The organism is Lachnoclostridium sp. MSJ-17 (genome assembly GCF_018918205.1).
In the GTDB taxonomy this organism is placed as follows: domain Bacteria; phylum Bacillota; class Clostridia; order Oscillospirales; family Acutalibacteraceae; genus Ruminococcoides.
Map to the genome: position 1 here is coordinate 19,060 of NZ_JAHLQB010000123.1, position 16,585 is coordinate 35,644.

Below are 16,585 nucleotides of genomic sequence, written 5' to 3' on the forward strand. Positions count from 1 at the left end.
CGATTCGGGAGAACCGGACGGCGACTCTCCTTCGTATCCCGACAACGTGGTGATCGTTCCCGATGACGACGACCGTCTCGGCTAAAAAATAACGCGAGTTTTCGCGCAAGAAAAGGATAATTATATGAAAGGCTTTGGCTATCTTGTAAAAGAGGGCTTCAAGAACGTCTGGAGTAACCGGATCATGAGTATCGCGTCTGTCTGCGTGCTCATCAGCTGTCTTATCCTCACGGGTGCGGCGGCGCTGTTTTCCATCAACGTCTCAAAAATGGTTGACGAGGTGGGAGAGAGTAACGAAACCATCGTTTATATCCAGGAAGGTTATTCACAGCTTGAGGCCGTCTATGTCGGAAAGGAAATCGAAAAGGTGCCCAATGTCGCTTCCGCGAGGTTTTACTCAAAGGAGGAGGCGTTTGAGCAGTACCGCTCAACTCTCGGCGACAGCCTGTTCTCAAGAATCGAGGACAGAAACCCGCTTCCGGATTCCTTCATTGTCGTGATGCACGACCTCTCACAGTACGACGACACAGTCGCTCAGATTCAGAAGATCCAGGGCGTAGACCCCGACACGATCCTCAACCGTAAGGATTTCGCGGACAAGCTCACCCGTATCAGCAACCTTGTCACGATCTTCTCGATCGCGGTTGTTTCCGCGCTGCTGGTTATTTCGCTGTTCATCATAGCGAACACCATCCGCGCTACAATGTATTCGCGCCGCTTCGAAATCAGCATCATGAAGTCTGTCGGCGCAACAAACTCATTTGTACGAATGCCCTTCCTTGTTGAGGGTATGGTCATCGGACTGATTTCCGCGCTTATCGCCACAGGCGCTCTCGCTCTTGTTTATCAGGGCGTCGGCATGGTGGTTGAGAACGCGCAGTCCATGTTTGACTTCATTCCGTATATCGACGTATTGCCCTACGTAGCGGCGGCGTTCACCATTTTCGGCGTTTTCGTCGGCTTCTGCGGCGGCTTCCTCTCCATCCGCAAGTATCTGAAAATGGAAGGTAACGAAATTCTCGGATGGTAATTCCCCCGAAAGGAGAAGTATACATGAAAAGATTAAAAATGATCATCTGCGCAATGCTCAGCGTCTGCATTGTTTCCGTACCCGCGTTCGGCTCGGTCATTTCCGTTTCGGCTGAGGACGTGGATTCTCTCCGCGCCCAGCTTATCGAGCTCAAGGAGAAGGAGTCGGAATACAAGACGATTCTCAGCCAGTCTGAGAACGAGATTGCCGACCAGAAGGAATATAATGACGCTCTCGTTCAGAAAATCAGCGTGCTCGGCGAGAAGATCAACCTCACCCGTGAGTCTATCGCCAAGCTCAATGAGAGTATTGCCGAAAACCAGAAGAAAATCGATGAGGGCAACGCCAGCATCGAAGGTCAGCTCGACGCGCTCTGCGAGCGTCTCAGAGCGATATATATGGCGGGAAGCGCCAGCGACCTCGAGATCATTCTCGGCGCGAAGGACTTCTCAGATCTTATTGACAAGATGAACCTCGTAAAGAGCCTTTCTAAGTATGACCAGGATCTGATCGACCAGGTCAACGCAAAGCTCGCCGAGATACAGGTCAGCAAGGACGCCATGCTCAAGGACAAGGAGGCTCTTGTAGCCGACCAGGAAGCCCTTGACGCGGATATGAATGACCTCAACGAAACCCTCGAAGCCAACAAGGACAGACTCGCCGATCTCGAGATCTCAAGGAGCGACGCACAGAGCGTTCTGAGCGGTCTCAGCGACAGCAAGTCCGAGCTTGAGGCTAATATTGCCAAGATCCTCCAGGAGCAGCAGGAGGAGTCACGCAAGGCTATCGAAGCTGCCAACAAGAAAAAGAACTCCGATAACTCAAGCTCAAACAGCGGCTCGTCAGAACAGAAGGCGACAGAACCTGCGACCACTAATGAGCCCGATCCCGAGCCGGAGCCTGAGCCTGACCCGACTCCCTATACTCCCGATCCCACACCCTCGAGCGGCAGCTACGTATGGCCTGCTCCCGGAGTATACTATATCAGCTCCGACTACGGCGATTCCGCCGACAGAGGCTACAGCCACAGCGGTGTTGATATCGCGGGTCCCATGTACAGCACTATCGTCGCGGCTGACAGCGGCACAGTTATCGCCACATACTCCGGCTGCGTACACAACTGGGGCAAGAGCGGCGACTGCGGCTGCGGCGGCAGCTACGGCAACTATGTCATGATCGACCACGGCAACGGCAAGTGGACTATCTACGGCCACCTCGCAAGCGTCGACGTAAGCGAGGGTCAGACAGTGTCCGCCGGTCAGCAGATCGGTCTTATGGGTTCAACAGGACACTCCACAGGACCGCACCTTCACTTTGAGTGCCGCTTGAACGGCTACACCTACGATCCCGACGTTGAGATTGGCTACAGAGCGCTGATGTAAGGCGGTTGCCATGACGAAGTGTAAGAAGTTTTTCTGTGCGCTTCTCGGCGTGTGCATGATAACGGTCGCTCCTCTGGGAACGGTATTTTCCGTTTCCGCTGAGGAGGACGAACAAGCCGTCGTCGACACGCATTCGCTTGCAGAGCGTATTTCCAACCTTGGACAGAAAAAGGAAGAATATGAGAAAATCCTTCAGAAAAACGCCAAGGAGATCACCGATAAAGAGGAGTACAACCGCGCTCTCACCGAAAAAATCAAGGTGCTCAGCGAGAAGGTAACTCTTACCCGAGAGTCGATTACAGACCTTACCGACAGCATTTCCACCAGTCAGAAGGAGATCGACCAGGCTAACGACGACATTGAGGGACAGCTTGACGCCCTCTGCGACCGTCTGCGCGTGATTTATATGGCGGGAAGCGCCAGCGATCTTGAGATCATTCTCGGCGCGAAGAATTTTTCCGACATGATAGACAAGGTGAACCTTGTCAAAACCCTCACAAAATACGACGAGGAACTGATCGACAATGTCAGCACCAAGCTCGCCGAGATAGAGGATAAGAAGGTTCAGATGCAGGAGGACAAGGAACACCTCCTTGCCGACGAGACGACCCTCGACGCTGACCTCAAGGATTTGAACGAGACCCTTGAGAAGAACGAGGAAACTCTCAAAAAGCTCCGCGATTCCTCGGCTGAAGCAGAGGATTTCCTCGCTGACGCGAGCAATGAGCAGACCCTTATGGAGTCGCAGATCCGCAAGTACTTTGAGAAGAAGGCTCAGACCGCCGACATCGCCACCGATGGAAAATATGTATGGCCGTGTCCTGGTTACTACACGCTTTCCTCTCTGTTCCGCGAGAACCGCACCTCGTATTTCCACGGCGGAATCGATATCGCGGGCGGCGGAATCATGGGTTCGCCTGTGCTTGCCGCGGACGCGGGAACAGTTGTCGGCGTATTCACGGGCTGTCCTCACAACTGGGGCAAGGAAAAGTGCTGTGCCTGCGGAAGCTACGGCAACTACGTGTGGATCGACCACGGCAACGGCAAGGAGACCATCTACGGTCACCTCACCAGCGCGGGCGTACAGCCGGGCGATACCGTCAAAAAAGGACAGGTAATCGGTCTTGTCGGCTCGACCGGCAACTCTACCGGACCGCACCTCCACTTTGAATGCCGCGTGAACGGCGAAAAATATGACCCGATGACTGAATTTTAATAATTTTTGGGCAGGCTGAAAGGCTTGCCCTTTTTTTATATTTCTTCAGATTAAATTCAGATTGGCGATGTATTATTAATAACAGAAAAACGAGAAAAAACGTGGAGGAGAACCGAAATGAGAAGAATCATACCGTCAATTTGCTTAACTCTCGCCGCTGTTACGCTTATGTCAACCGGCTGCGCTTCAAAAGGTGACGAAAATATCGCCAACCACAGGCTTTACCTGAAAACCGACTATGCTCAAGACGAGGTTAAGGCGGTCTTTGTCAACAAGTCCAACGGCAGAACTGAGGAAAAAACAATGCAGCGCGGCGAGGACGGCGACGGCTTCTGTCAATACAGCTGCGAAGGCAACACAGGAGCGTACAACAAGGTGTATTTTACATACGACGGCGAGCAGACGGACGAGGTTGCCTTCAACGAGCTGACAGACGGCTGGTACATCTCGAGCTACGGCGTGTTTCCCTGCACCGAGGGAGTTGAGTTCACTCAGAAGTTCCCGGTGACAAGATTTACGCTTCCGTTTCAGGGCGAGGAAAAGGACGTGTACGTCTGGACGCCCGAGGATTACGACCCCGATTCGGAGGATAAATACTCTGTTATCTACCTCCTTGACGGCGACAGTATTCTTGCGGACGAGGAGAACCTCGGCACATGGGGCGCTCCCGAGAGTATTATCAGCGCGATGAAGTACAGCGATTTCAAGGCGATCGTTGTCGGTATCGCAAACCGCGAAAATACCCGCTACCGCGAGCTTGCTCCCGATTTGGGCAAACCGTCCGGGCTTGCCGAAGGAGTGTACGAGGTGAGGGACGGAAACGAGTTCTGCGAGTTCGTTGTAAATTCCGTGGTTCCCACGATAGAGGAGAAGTACAATGTGTACACCGATTCCCTTCATAACGCCATTGCCGGAAGCTCGCTGGGCGGCTTGGAGTCGTTTTATATCGGAATGGAGCACCCCGAAAAATTCGGCAATATCGGCGCGATGTCGCCTTCGTTCTGGATGTACGACGAGAGCACCTGGGAAGAGTACCTGAAACAGAAGGACTTCTCCGGAAACGTGCCCTTTGTGTATATGTACGCCGGCGACGATATCAAGGACAACGGCATTTTCGCCAAGCCGATGATGAAGCTTCTCGAAAAGCTGGATTATCCTCAGGACAGAAGGGTGCTGGATTTGTACGACAAGGGCGACCACCGCGTATATTACTGGAGATATATTTTTCCTGAATTCATAGAAGCTATCTACAGTCAGAAAGTCGATGCCATAATGTAAAAAAAGACCTGAGCCGCGCAAACGGTTCAGGTCAAATTTTTTGAAGATTGCGGTTTTTGCCGTTGTTTTGGAAATAGATGATAATGCGGAAGATTTATTACACGGAAATCTTGAAAGCACAAGAATAATGTTGTATGATAAAGTAAAAGAATCAGGCAACGGAGTATATTATGGAAAACCGGAATAATTATGATTTGAACAGCGCTCTCGCCCGGTGTCGTCAGAGCGCCCAGGACGGATATGAAGCGGCGTCAGCCCAGCTAGGGAAAATCGAACGGACTCTGAGCAGCGCGCGTGAGGAAACCGAGCGGTCGGCAGCGCTTCTCAGCGGAAAGGCCGTTTACCTTTCGGATTTGAACAGGCTTCTGTCGCGTCAGATAAAGGATATCTGCAAGGCGTTTGGTGAGTTGAGCGAACAGCCGCGCGATCGGCTCAAAAAGCTCCGCGGCAGTCTCAACAGCTTTGATATCACGCTTTTCGGCAGGACAATGGCGGGAAAATCGACTCTTATGGAGGTTCTCACGCACGGAGACGGCAAGGCGATAGGCAACGGCGCGCAGCGTAAGACGCGCGATATCCGCTCGTATGAGTGGAACGGTCTGCGCATAACCGACGTGCCCGGAATAGGAGCGTTCAACGGCCAGAAGGACGAGGACGTTGCCTTTGACGCTGCAAAAAACGCGGATATGATCCTGTTTTTGATGACCGACGACGGCGTGCAGTCTCAGGAGGCGGAATGCTTCCGCTCAATTCTGGAGCTCGGCAAGCCGGTGCTGTGCATTATGAACGTCAAGGCGAGCGTCGATATCAGCGAGGACGTGCGGTATATCACCGAGGATATCGACGAGGCGTTTCAGATACCGAGACTCGAGGAGATCCGCCGTCAGTTTATAGCCTTCGGCTCATTGGCGGGTCAGGACTGGAACGCGGTCCCGTTTGTATACACACACCTGCGTTCGGCGTTTTTAGCGCAGCAGACAAAGGATCCTCAAAAAGCCGGGATACTGACAGCGGCAAGCCGTATCAATAATCTGAAAAACGCAATAGCGCAGCGTGTATCGACGCGCGGAGAGCTCTACCGGGTAAAAACCTTTATCGACGCTGTGGCGGCTCCGATCGGCAGCACGGTTGATCTGCTGCTTGAACAGAGCTGTCTCAACGAGCTTCAGAGCGATATGATAAGCGACAAGAAAAAGTCGCTGCACAAGTGGATCGAACGCTTTGAAAAGAGCGCGTACGATCGCGTGGCAAGCGACGTAAACAATCTGAAAAGTCAGCTTTATTCCGACGCGTCGGACTTTGCCGCCCGAAATATCGGCAGCAGGGAAATAAATTCGAAATGGGATAAATATCTCAAAGAGCTCAAGCTGAACGAACGCGGCAAAGAGCTGATGGAGGAGCTTTCGCAACAGGCAGATGATGAGATCCGCGAGCTCACGCGTTCAATGAAAAAGGAGCTCGAATTCGCCGTTACGTATTCTGCGGATATGACGCTGAAAAGCCGGAGAATACTGGATACCCGCAAGCTCTTTGAATGGGGAATGGTCGCAACGGGAGGCTTGCTTGTGATTGCCGCTCTGGTATTTCCCGCGGCGGCGCCGGTCTTGCTTCTCGCTTCCGTCGGCGTCGGACTGGTCAAGGAGTTTTTCGGCGGTTATCTGCCGGACAAAGCAAAGCTTGAAAGAGGAGCAAGGGAGAAAATCGAGAATCAGCTCAGAGAAAATATCAATGTGATCTGCCAAAAGTACCGGGATTCTCTCGAAAAGAGCCTGCGTGAGATCCTCGATAAGCTCAATCTGCTCGAAGCAGACCTCGACAGCGTATGCGAGGTCGTCTCTGAGCTTTCGTCAACACAGGGCACCCTTGCGCAACAGCTCAGCGGCAGCCTGAGAGAGCTGCACCGCTCTCTTCTTTGCAAGGCGCTCAGCCTGATCGGACGTCCCGAGCTTTCAATGAGGATACACGACGCGGCAATGATTCCGGGCTTCGAATGCGCCGTAGTGCTCGCGCCGCATACCGTATTCCCCGAACGCGAGCGTCAGGAGTTATGCAATCTGCTCGGCGAGAGCATAAGGTTTTTGCCGTATGCGGAGGATAAAACCGAGCTTGTCCGCATGATTCTCGGAAACGGAAGCTGCACGCTTAAAAAGCGCGGCGATAAGATATCGGCCGTACTGAAAAACGGCGATGATCCTGTTGTGATAAACAAAGCAAAGCTCGCTCAGCAGCTGAGCGGGATAGTGATAACGAGGTGATATTATGCTGAAAATCGCGGAATATTCAAAGCGGGTGCAGGAGATTCGCGCCCGGGCGGAGGAAGCGCTGAAGGGAACGGATTACAAATGTCCGCCGCCTTCCGATGAGACACGCCCGCTCAACATAGTTTTTGCCGGTCAGTACAGCGCGGGAAAATCGACCATTATCCGCATGCTCACGGGCAGGAACGATATTGCAGTCGGCGCGGGTATCACGACCGAGCGGACAAACAGCTATCTCTGGAACGGCATGGTGATCACCGACACGCCGGGTATCCATACAGAGCAGCGCCCCGATCATGACGAGATTTCCTACCGCGCGATTGCCGCGGCGGATATTCTTATCTTTGTCGTCACAAGTCAGATGTTCGACGCAAACATCGCCGCGCATTTCAGAAAGCTCGCCATTGATAACGACAAGGCAAACGAGATGATACTTGTTGTCAATAAAATGCAGATGACGGCAGAGGGCAACACCCCCGGTCAGCGGGAGATCATACGCGGTGATATCGCGAAGGTGATCGACCCGTACACACCGGAGGAGCTTCACCTGTGCTTCCTCGACGCGAAGTCGTACCTTGACGGAATTGCAAAAATGCAAGTCTCTCCCGGGCGGGCGGAAAGACTGATAAACCGCAGCGGCTTCGCCGAATTCACGGACACGGTCAACCGCTTTGTCGCTGAAAAAGGCTATGTCTCGCGCCTGACTACTGAGCTTTATCAGATAGAGGACGTGTTGCAGCGGGCAATCGACGCGCTCGAGCTGAAATCCGAGAACGAGGATCTGAGCGCGCTGGAGGAGAACTTTGTTCAGCAGCGCTACATGCTTTCCGACGCGCGCAACCGCCTGCGCCGGGATATCCGCAGTCTGTTTTCCAATACCTCCAACAAAATCCGCGAGGCGGGTCTTGACGCCGCCGAGGTTGTGAACAGCGGTGAAAGCGCCGAGGAAATCGAAACAAAGCTTTCGCAAAAAATCGAGGAGGCAAACATCGCCGCTACCGATTGTCAGCAGCAGGCGCAGGATATTCTTAAAAAAGGGCTGGCGGACGTTGAGCAGGATATCTCGGAGGCGGATAATTCTGCGTTCACGATGCAGCTGAAATCAAGACTCGAAAGCAATATCGGAACCCTTCCGGAGAATATCAGGAACCTGCTTGTCAATGCGGGCGGATTTATGAAGGGAGTCGGCGATATCCTTGTGCAGAACGCGGTCAATCCCGAGAACGCTGGCATAAAGCTCGCCTGTTATTCGGGCGGCAATGTTCACAAGGCTGTGCTCGACATCGGCAAGGCGTTCAATGTGAAATTCAAGCCGTGGCAGGCTGAGAAAATCGCGCGCGGGCTTGCAAGAGCGGGAAAGGTAATGGACGTGCTCGGAGTAGCCCTTGATATAGGGCTGCAAATCAAAGAAGATTACGACGCCGAGACTCAGCGAAGGGAACTGAAAAAATTCTGTCAGAGCGTGCGCGCCGAGTTTTACGGCTTTGCGGGCGAGCTTGCGGACTTTGGCAGAGTTTTTGCCGAAGAACAGCTCGACAACGCGCTGGGCGGAACTATTTCGGAGCTTGACGATAAAATCGAGGTTATCCGCTCCGCCAACGCCGCCCAGAACGAAACCTCGTCGGCGCTCAGAGCGCTTCTGAATGAATGCCGCGGACTGATTCAGGAGATTCACCGCGGATAATCAGCAAGCCTGAAGTCTTTCAGCCGCAACAAATTTTTGTTTCTTTTTAGTCCTTTTGTGCTATGATATATACCGTATTGAATAACAAGATTATTAATCAGGGGGAATACTATGAAAAAAGCAATCGCTGCTTTTGTGTCAGCTGTCACACTTATTTTGAGCGCGGCGCCGTCATTGACAGCGTCCGCGGCTGAGACAAAGACCGCGTGGGTCAAGGGCGACGCGAACGGCGACGGCTACGTCAGCATTTCGGACGTCACCTGTATCCAGAACTATCTCGCTGATTTTCCCGTAGGAATCGTACTTGACGCGGCGGACGTGACGTGCGACGGAAAGATTGCCGTTTCCGATGCGACAAATATCCAGCGGTTTCTCGCGGGGCTGCCGTCATCGCTGGACAGAAAGCTCAGCAACGACGAATTGTAATTGTACGAGCTTTCCGTGCGCGACGCTGTCTTTGCTGACGAAGATGAGATCATGCCTCTTGTCAACATCACTAAGGACGACGACAGGGTGATATGGGACGGCGACAAGGTGCTCGTGACCATTACTCACAAATATCCCGAACGGTCACCGCGCTCTGGGTCGACGCAAGCGTTCTGAACCGTCCCGCTTATGTAACGGATATAACCGCCCAGATGACGACTACCTATCAGCCTACGGGCAACGAGGAGTTTGACAAGCGCTACAAGTCATGGTTCGATTCAACTATTCTCTGGTCGTATTTCGACAGCGCGTATCCATGGACAAGACTCGGATATACATACGACTGGGCAGACAACGGCACGGAATACGGCTTGAGCGAATTTCTGATTTTCAAGGGAGCATCCGCCAAGGTTGAGTATACCTACAGCATCGACGATTTCGTCACGTATGTAAATACACTGTAAATAAAGAAACACGGACAATCCAAAAAAGAATTGTCCGTGTTTTCTGGTGGAGATAACGGGGCTCGAAGAAACGTGAAGCGGATTTCGGAAAGTTTTGCAAATCGCCGAAAGTGACGTGTTTATGCGGATAATAGGCACATTCCGAGTCACGGCAATCACCTTTCATCCAACTCGTATCACACCAAAAATGACCTAAAAAAGACCAAATCCAGACCAACCACAAGCAGCAGAATAATCGTCATAAATAATATTTTTTGTATAACAGAGAAACTATCCTCGAAAAATCTCGACACCATATATGGTAGGATACGGCACATAACAGAATAAAAATGATTTTGATTTGGTGGAAAAGATGCTTCCAATCCAATGAATTTGAAACTGACATACAGTTACACCGCCCGGAGCGCCCTTTCATCAATACCAATTATAGTTGTAATAATTGCTTCCTGCTCCGATGATAAAGTAGTTCATCATTTGAGCGTATCTTGCCGCGTTGATTTCCTCGTCGGTATATTCAAACTCGAATTTTACCGCGCCGTTTGTTCCTGATTTTAGGATTGTGCCGGTTATGATACCGTTTTCCTTCTCGACCTCTACGGTCTTTTGAATCTGAGAAGGAGCTTCTCGAAAATCCGCCGACATAATTTTTACAATGCCGTCGCTGTCATACTCAGTTGTGTAAGTACCGTTGAATCTCGTCCAGTTTTTCTTTGATCCGGACGTCCATTTTGTAAAGTAGCCGGTGTTGATGCTCTTTTTGATTACGCCGTTCTCTGTGATAATCTGAACCGAATCCATCTCCTCGGCAAATTCTTCAGGAGAATACTCAGTGCCCGGCGTGTACCTTGAACCCAAAAGAGAAGTAAAATATCCGTCGCCGTTAGCATACTGATAGATGGTGTCGCTTGATCCGCCGCCCTCGTTATCGGTATGGACGTTGTAAACCCTTCCGTTGTTGTACTCGATTTTCGTGGTTTCATGATTAGCGTCATTCTTTATGACGGAAGTTTTAGGCATATTGTTTTCAAAAGTATATTCAAAAAGTATTTTCGATGAGCCGATCTCTTCATCGCTGTAAACCTGTTCTATCATCGTGGGATACGCGTTTTGATATTCCACGTTCTGCGTGTAATCCAAGCTCCATTCATTTGTATCATAGTCAGCACAGTACACTTTTACGCTTTTCACAAGTCTGTGTTTTGTTCCGTCAATATCCGTGGACGGGGCTGTATTTACTTCAGCAGCAAAAGCCGGGACCGTGGATGCAAAAAGAGTTGCCGCTGCAATAAGAGCACAAAATATTTTTTTCATTTTTTATTTCTCCGTTTCTTCTGTGTCATATTTTTTACTGTGGTTATATGATAACATCTAATCAAAATATAATCCATATTCAACTCTCCGCCGATCTGTCTGTTTTCGGACAGTTTGCAGAACAGTCGTCTATATTCGGACAGTTTGCAATATAATTGTCTATATCTTGCAATCCGCCGGAAAATTTGATATGATACTAGCATACCGAAGGAGCGTGGATATGATGAGTGAGAGCAAGCACAACCGCAGGACGCAAAGAACCAAAAGGGCGATCTATACCGCGTTTGCCGAGCTGTTGTCCGAAAAGGAGCTGCACAAGATCACCGTGCAGGAGCTGGTTGACAGAGCGGATATCGGACGCGCGACTTTTTACACGCATTATCTTGATATATACGATCTCAACGAAAAAATCGAGGGAGAAACCATGACCGAGATCGCGTATATCGCGCTGGAACTCGGTGAACAGCCCGCGGAGGCATTTTTCAAGAGTCTGCTTGATTATATGTATGATAACCGCGCGGTGTTCAAAATGATTTTCAGTCCCAACAACACCGGACAGCTGCACGCCGACCTCACACAAATGATAGAGGGCGTGTTCCGTCAGGTAGAGAGCGAGAAAACCGGCTCAAACCTCGACGACAAGCGCCTTGCCTATATGAGCCGCTACCGCGCGCAGGGCTGTCTGGCAGTGATCTCAATGTGGGTCGAGGGCGGCTTTGCCGAGCCGAAGGAGTTTATTGTGGAGACCATCACCGAGCTTGACAACGGTATAGAAGGTTTATTTTCATGAAGCACAAAGCAATCCCCGTGCCGATTTGGCACGGGGATAATTTTGTATTTTACATTCCTTTATATTCGATCAACCAAATTCCGTACTCTCTGTTATATTTACCTTTATTATATAATTTTACGTACTCTTGATACAATTCGTAGGGAGCGTTTGCGTGTTTGGGATTGGGAGATAATTTGACTTTCATATATTGTACAAAAAGGTATTTATCCATATAACTGCCGTATTTATTAAATTCCTTCATATTTCTGATATAATCCGCAAAGTATTTTTCATCATAATGGTTATTGCTCTCGTTCCACTTTTTCCAGCCGGCATATTCCTTGTAATCCTCAAAGGTGAGATCCGCGAATGCGGGACAAGAGTTTTTCCATGCGGAGAGCTCATTTCTCATTTTTTCTTCCTGAGCCTTTTCTTCGTCCAACTTGTTTACCGCGTTTTTCTCATCCGTTGTGATCGGATCGCCGAGCGTGACGATCTTCTTTTCGTAAGAGCTGCAGTAATAATAGCTGGAACGGCAGTAAATGAAGTACATATAAATGTCTGCTCTGCGATAAGTATAAACCAAAATGTTCTCTTCCTCGCATTTAGGGTCACATATATTGATACCCTTTGCGTAAACACTGCAGTCATATAACAGACTTCCGCCATATTCGCCTAAATCCTCGGTTCCGACTCTGTGCTCTTCGGTTTGAAGGTTAGAATCGGTCAGGATATATCCCGGAAGGATGTCTGTCTCGACATTCTTCAAATTAAAATCACAATAAAGCGCCTTGTTATTTTTGAGGAAGGTGTAAATAGAGGTGTTGGGATAATTTTCGCGCACATATGCCGCCAATGCCTTAATATCGTCTGTGGAAAGCGTGCTCTTGTTGATGTAGTCGTTTGTCTTGGAAGTTCTGTTTGGATAGAGCTCTGCATATTCAAAACGTCCGCAAACCTTGTCGATCGACTTGGTTCCCTTGAAGATGAATTTGCCGGTGTTATGCTTCCGGAAGTTATCCGCGCCTGTGGCTGCCGCTGTGAGCATTTTTGCGGCGTCGTCAGCATCCAAGATCTCTCTTGCTTTGTCAAAATTGTCGTAATCGGATTTGAATATGCCGTTTCCGAGCGCCTTGACGTCCGCTTCCGTGAAAAAGTAAACCGCGTCGGCTGCTTTCTGGCATTCTGCGATAAGAGAGACCGCGTACATATACTGCTTTGTCAGATCCTCTGCCGCGCCGAACGCCTTGTTGTAGGCTTCGCGCTCTATCATACATGAGGGAGCCTTGTCGTTGTAGAGCAGGTCGAACATACAATCCGATACATATTTGTTGCTGCCGTCCATATAATCTCTGATGATGGTGCAGTAACGCTTTACGTCTCTGAAATCCGCGCCCTTTTTCAGTGTCGCCAGCTTCATCATCTTCTGCTGATTGTTGAGCTCGTCATCGGATTCGATCGAATAAATATCCTTTGCAAAGTCCTCAAGCGCGGCGCTGAGATTGCGGTAGTTTGTCTTTAGCTCGCTCAGCTCGGTCTTGTTGCCGAGCCACGCAATATTGCGGTCAATATTGTTGTTGAGAGACTTAAGATTTTTGCTGATATCATCAAGCTTCTGATCCATTTTGTCGAGCTTGTTGTTCACCGCTGTGATCGGGTCGTCGCCGTTAACGTTCATATTGAACAGGGTTTTGAACGGAGAAACTAAAATGCTCGCTCCGGGGAAAACCTGTCCGAGCGTATCAAACGCGGCGTTTGCAGCGTTTACGCCTGCCTGCTTGCCGTAGTCCTCGGCTTTTACCGTCGCATAGCTCACGGGATCGTTTGCGTTGTTCTGCTGCAAAATATATTCGGAAGAATTTGTTTCCGCTGCCGAAGCGGAGCTGATAGTGATCGCTCCTACCGAGAAAGCGGTGACGGTGGATAATAAACCTGCTATGATCCTTGTTTTGATGTTGCTTGTCTTTTTCATGGTGTTATCTCCTTTTCTTTGGTTTTGTTTTCTGTGGCTATATAATAACACCGAACCAAGGCAAATACAATCTTCAAAAAAGCCGCTGTTTGTCTACATTTGGACGCTTTTTAGGTCAAGTGTCTGTTTTTAGACAGATGACCAACTAATTGTCTAATAAATAAGGATTCCCGATTACCGGAAACCCCTGTTCGATATAACGCAGTATTATTTGATTTTCAGTACCTTGTGTATTCCCGTAACGGTAAATACCTTTTTAATGCTTTCGTTCACACCCGTTACCGTGACACCGCCCTTCTTCATCAGCTCGCGATGCGCGTACACCAGCACGCGCAAGCCTGCTGAGGTGATATATTCTACATTGGTGAAGTCAAAAATCATTTTATCGCATTTTGGGAGATTTGATTTTACCGCTTCGTCCAGCTCGGGAGCGGTCATCGTGTCGATTTTTCCTTCAACGGTCAGTGTGCAGGCGCTGCCGTTTTTTGATGATTTAACCTTCATAGTTCATTCTCCGTTTAGTTTTACTTCTTATAGTATAACACAGCGTTTTTGATTTGTCATTAAATCCGCGCTAGTTTTTTTATTGTTAGTGACAATCGCGTCGGAATAATGTATAATAATGATGATCGGGAGGGTTGCGCATGAAATCTTCTATATTCAAAAAGGTATCGCTTTGGCTGCTGATAATCATTACCGTGGTTGAGCTTGTTATGTTTGTCGCTTTATACAACTATACATATAATACTATTGTTAATGAAGCGACCGTGAATGTAACGAGCGCCGCCCGTGCCGCAGCGGATCATATCTATTATGTAAATCCCGATAAGTTTGCTGTCGGCTCTGATGATGAAAAGGACGTTGTGATCATTTTCACTAACACCTGTATTCAGTATGATGTTGACACCGTGTATCTTATTCTGCCTGATTCTAAGGACAACAGCGCAAAATATTTGGCGCGAGGAATAAGCGCACACCAAGCCGAAAGACAGGAAAGTGAGCTTTCAAACGACTTGACAGGTCAATACGTGGAGGGCGGAATGTCCGATGAAATGAAAAGAGCATTTGCAGGCGATGACAGCGGAATCACAACCCATATCACTAACGGCGGCGAGGATAAGTTAGTTTGCTATATGCCGGTCTTGTATTACGAAAACCCCGAAAGTGAAAGCCCCGAAACGGACATAAAATCACTGGTCAGAGCCGAGATCTCTATCAAAAACTTAACCGGTGATTTTAATAAGAAATTCCGTGAATTTGCTGTCATTATGTTTATTGCCACACTGACGGTCAGTATTTCGGCTGCGGTCATCCTGTATTTCAAGGTGTCGAAGCCGCTGAAAAAAGCGAGTATGAAAATGAAGGGCTTTGTCTCAGACCGTGACGCGGGATTTGAAAAGCTGCCTGTCAAGGGTACGGACGAGCTTGCCGAAATGTCGGATTCCTTTAACACAATGGCTGAGGAGCTTGAGCAATATATCGACGACGTTGCCGAGCTGAACCGCCAAAAAGCCGAGCTGAATATCGCCCAAAACATTCAAATGGGTTTGTTGGAGCCGCCGTCCTTCCAAAACGACACGGTAACAATAGAAGCGTCTATGACAACGGCAAAGGACGTTGGCGGCGATCTGTATTATTATAACATATTGGAAAACGGAAACGTCTTTGTCGCGGTCGGCGACGTTTCCGGCAAGGGTATCACCGCCGCTCTGTTTATGTCGCGCGCGATCACACTGCTGAATCAATATGCGCAGTTAGGATATTCTCCGTCAAAAGCGCTTTTTGAATTTAATAACAATCTTGTCGGGCACAATCCGAATATGATGTTTATTACGGCATTCATAGCTGTATACGATCCTAAAACGGGAGAATTGACATACTCAAACGCGGGTCACAACTATCCGTATATACTATCCGATAAGATGACCGCGCTGAACACCGAAAGCGGCATTATAGCAGGATCCTTTTCGGACATTGAGTTTCCGGAATACACGGTCAAGATGAAAGCGGGAGACCGTCTGTTCCTCTATACCGACGGCATAACGGAGGCGGAAAACAAGGAGGGTAAGCTCTTTGACGACGGAAGGCTGGAGAAGGTACTGAGCGATCATATCCGCAGTGACGCCAAAGGCGTGTTGAACGCGGTGACAGAGGAAATCAATTCCTTTACGCATGGCGCGGAGCAATCTGACGATATGACGATGCTCGTTCTTCAAACAGCTCACTGACAATAATATAGACATATCAATAACGACCTGTCTGAAAAAAGACAATTCGCAGATAAAGTGTCTTATTTTAGACAAATTATGCGCGGATCGTATGTTGTATTTCAAAAAATAATGTGATAATATATAGGCACAGCAGAAACAAAAACACAAAAAACAAAAATAAATTTCAAGAAAGAGGTAATCAAAATGAAAAAGACAACAATCAAAAGAACAACAGCAATAACATCCGGTCTTGCAGTCTGCGCGTTAATTGCAGTACTTTGCTTTACGGGATGCGGTAACAACAGTTCCAAAACGGAAACAACTACAGCACCCACAACGGTTGCCGTGACAACCGCTGCGTCCGCAACCACTCCTGCTGCAAGCGTTCAGAACAGTTCCGACAATCAAAACACCGGCAGCACACAAAACAGCGCAAATTCCGACGAACAGGAATCGCAGGCAGATCAGCAAAAAGCAGCTTTTAAAGCATGCGAGGCAGCTGCAAACCTTTACGGCAAAGGCAACTGGGGCGTTGCGAGCATTGAAACAAAGACCACCGATGCCGGCACGGAAATGTACTAT

15 protein-coding genes and 1 pseudogene are annotated in these 16,585 nt (G+C 49.2%); 13 read left to right on the top strand and 3 right to left on the bottom strand.

The features are described 5' to 3' along the window. The first annotated feature begins 124 nt into the window (after positions 1 to 124). From ftsX to KQI64_RS10235, 10 genes are all read left to right on the top strand, one after another. Positions 125 to 1,030: a permease-like cell division protein FtsX gene (ftsX, locus tag KQI64_RS10190; protein ID WP_216524648.1), complete on the top strand. Its 906-nt coding sequence runs from the start codon at positions 125 to 127 to the stop codon at positions 1,028 to 1,030. Between the two features lie 23 nt (positions 1,031 to 1,053). Then, on the top strand, positions 1,054 to 2,412 hold the full coding sequence (locus KQI64_RS10570) for a murein hydrolase activator EnvC family protein (protein WP_301282437.1): 1,359 nt from the start codon (positions 1,054 to 1,056) through the stop codon (positions 2,410 to 2,412). A 10-nt stretch (positions 2,413 to 2,422) separates the two neighbouring features. Continuing rightward, on the top strand, positions 2,423 to 3,628 hold the full coding sequence (locus KQI64_RS10575; RefSeq protein ID WP_216524649.1) for a murein hydrolase activator EnvC family protein: 1,206 nt from the start codon (positions 2,423 to 2,425) through the stop codon (positions 3,626 to 3,628). A 117-nt stretch (positions 3,629 to 3,745) separates the two neighbouring features. Continuing rightward, positions 3,746 to 4,906 (top strand): alpha/beta hydrolase, encoded by a 1,161-nt coding sequence (locus KQI64_RS10205; RefSeq protein WP_216524650.1) that lies wholly within the window; start codon positions 3,746 to 3,748, stop codon positions 4,904 to 4,906. Positions 4,907 to 4,946: 40 nt separating this feature from the next. Next, positions 4,947 to 5,093, top strand: coding sequence for a hypothetical protein (locus tag KQI64_RS10210; protein WP_216524651.1), 147 nt, complete (start codon positions 4,947 to 4,949; stop codon positions 5,091 to 5,093). Then, positions 5,077 to 7,161, top strand: a complete 2,085-nt coding sequence (locus KQI64_RS10215) for a GTPase domain-containing protein (RefSeq protein ID WP_216524652.1) — start codon at positions 5,077 to 5,079, stop codon at positions 7,159 to 7,161. The genes KQI64_RS10210 and KQI64_RS10215 overlap by 17 nt, the downstream gene beginning before the upstream one ends. A 4-nt stretch (positions 7,162 to 7,165) precedes the next feature. Then, a complete protein-coding gene (locus KQI64_RS10220; RefSeq protein ID WP_216524653.1) occupies positions 7,166 to 8,848 on the top strand; it encodes a GTPase in 1,683 nt (560 codons plus the stop codon). 111 nt (positions 8,849 to 8,959) lie between these two features. Continuing rightward, positions 8,960 to 9,274, top strand: a complete 315-nt coding sequence (locus KQI64_RS10225; protein WP_216524654.1) for a dockerin type I repeat-containing protein — start codon at positions 8,960 to 8,962, stop codon at positions 9,272 to 9,274. Continuing rightward, positions 9,275 to 9,451 carry a hypothetical protein gene (locus KQI64_RS10230; protein WP_216524655.1) on the top strand — a complete coding sequence of 59 codons (177 nt, stop codon included), beginning with the start codon at positions 9,275 to 9,277 and terminating at the stop codon, positions 9,449 to 9,451. Between the two features lie 35 nt (positions 9,452 to 9,486). Then, complete coding sequence (locus KQI64_RS10235) at positions 9,487 to 9,738, top strand: hypothetical protein (protein WP_216524656.1); 252 nt, start codon at positions 9,487 to 9,489, stop codon at positions 9,736 to 9,738. Between the two features lie 414 nt (positions 9,739 to 10,152). On the opposite strand, the gene KQI64_RS10240 is transcribed toward KQI64_RS10235, so the two are convergent. Beyond that, complete coding sequence (locus KQI64_RS10240) at positions 10,153 to 10,926, bottom strand: hypothetical protein (RefSeq protein WP_216524657.1); 774 nt, start codon at positions 10,924 to 10,926, stop codon at positions 10,153 to 10,155. A gap of 313 nt (positions 10,927 to 11,239) precedes the next feature. Here KQI64_RS10240 and KQI64_RS10245 point away from each other — a divergent pair, with 313 nt between their 5' ends. Continuing rightward, entirely contained in the window at positions 11,240 to 11,839 is a 600-nt protein-coding gene (locus KQI64_RS10245; RefSeq protein ID WP_216524658.1) for a TetR/AcrR family transcriptional regulator, read from the top strand. Positions 11,840 to 11,888: 49 nt separating this feature from the next. On the opposite strand, the gene KQI64_RS10250 is transcribed toward KQI64_RS10245, so the two are convergent. Both KQI64_RS10250 and KQI64_RS10255 read right to left on the bottom strand, forming a co-directional pair. Then, positions 11,889 to 13,793 carry a hypothetical protein gene (locus KQI64_RS10250; protein WP_216524659.1) on the bottom strand — a complete coding sequence of 635 codons (1,905 nt, stop codon included), beginning with the start codon at positions 13,791 to 13,793 and terminating at the stop codon, positions 11,889 to 11,891. A 207-nt stretch (positions 13,794 to 14,000) separates the two neighbouring features. Next, positions 14,001 to 14,297: an STAS domain-containing protein gene (locus tag KQI64_RS10255; RefSeq protein ID WP_216524660.1), complete on the bottom strand. Its 297-nt coding sequence runs from the start codon at positions 14,295 to 14,297 to the stop codon at positions 14,001 to 14,003. Positions 14,298 to 14,437: 140 nt separating this feature from the next. Here KQI64_RS10255 and KQI64_RS10260 point away from each other — a divergent pair, with 140 nt between their 5' ends. Both KQI64_RS10260 and KQI64_RS10265 read left to right on the top strand, forming a co-directional pair. Beyond that, entirely contained in the window at positions 14,438 to 16,021 is a 1,584-nt protein-coding gene (locus tag KQI64_RS10260; protein ID WP_216524661.1) for a SpoIIE family protein phosphatase, read from the top strand. Between the two features lie 186 nt (positions 16,022 to 16,207). After that, a pseudogene (locus KQI64_RS10265) lies at positions 16,208 to 16,585 on the top strand (hypothetical protein); the annotation flags it as partial.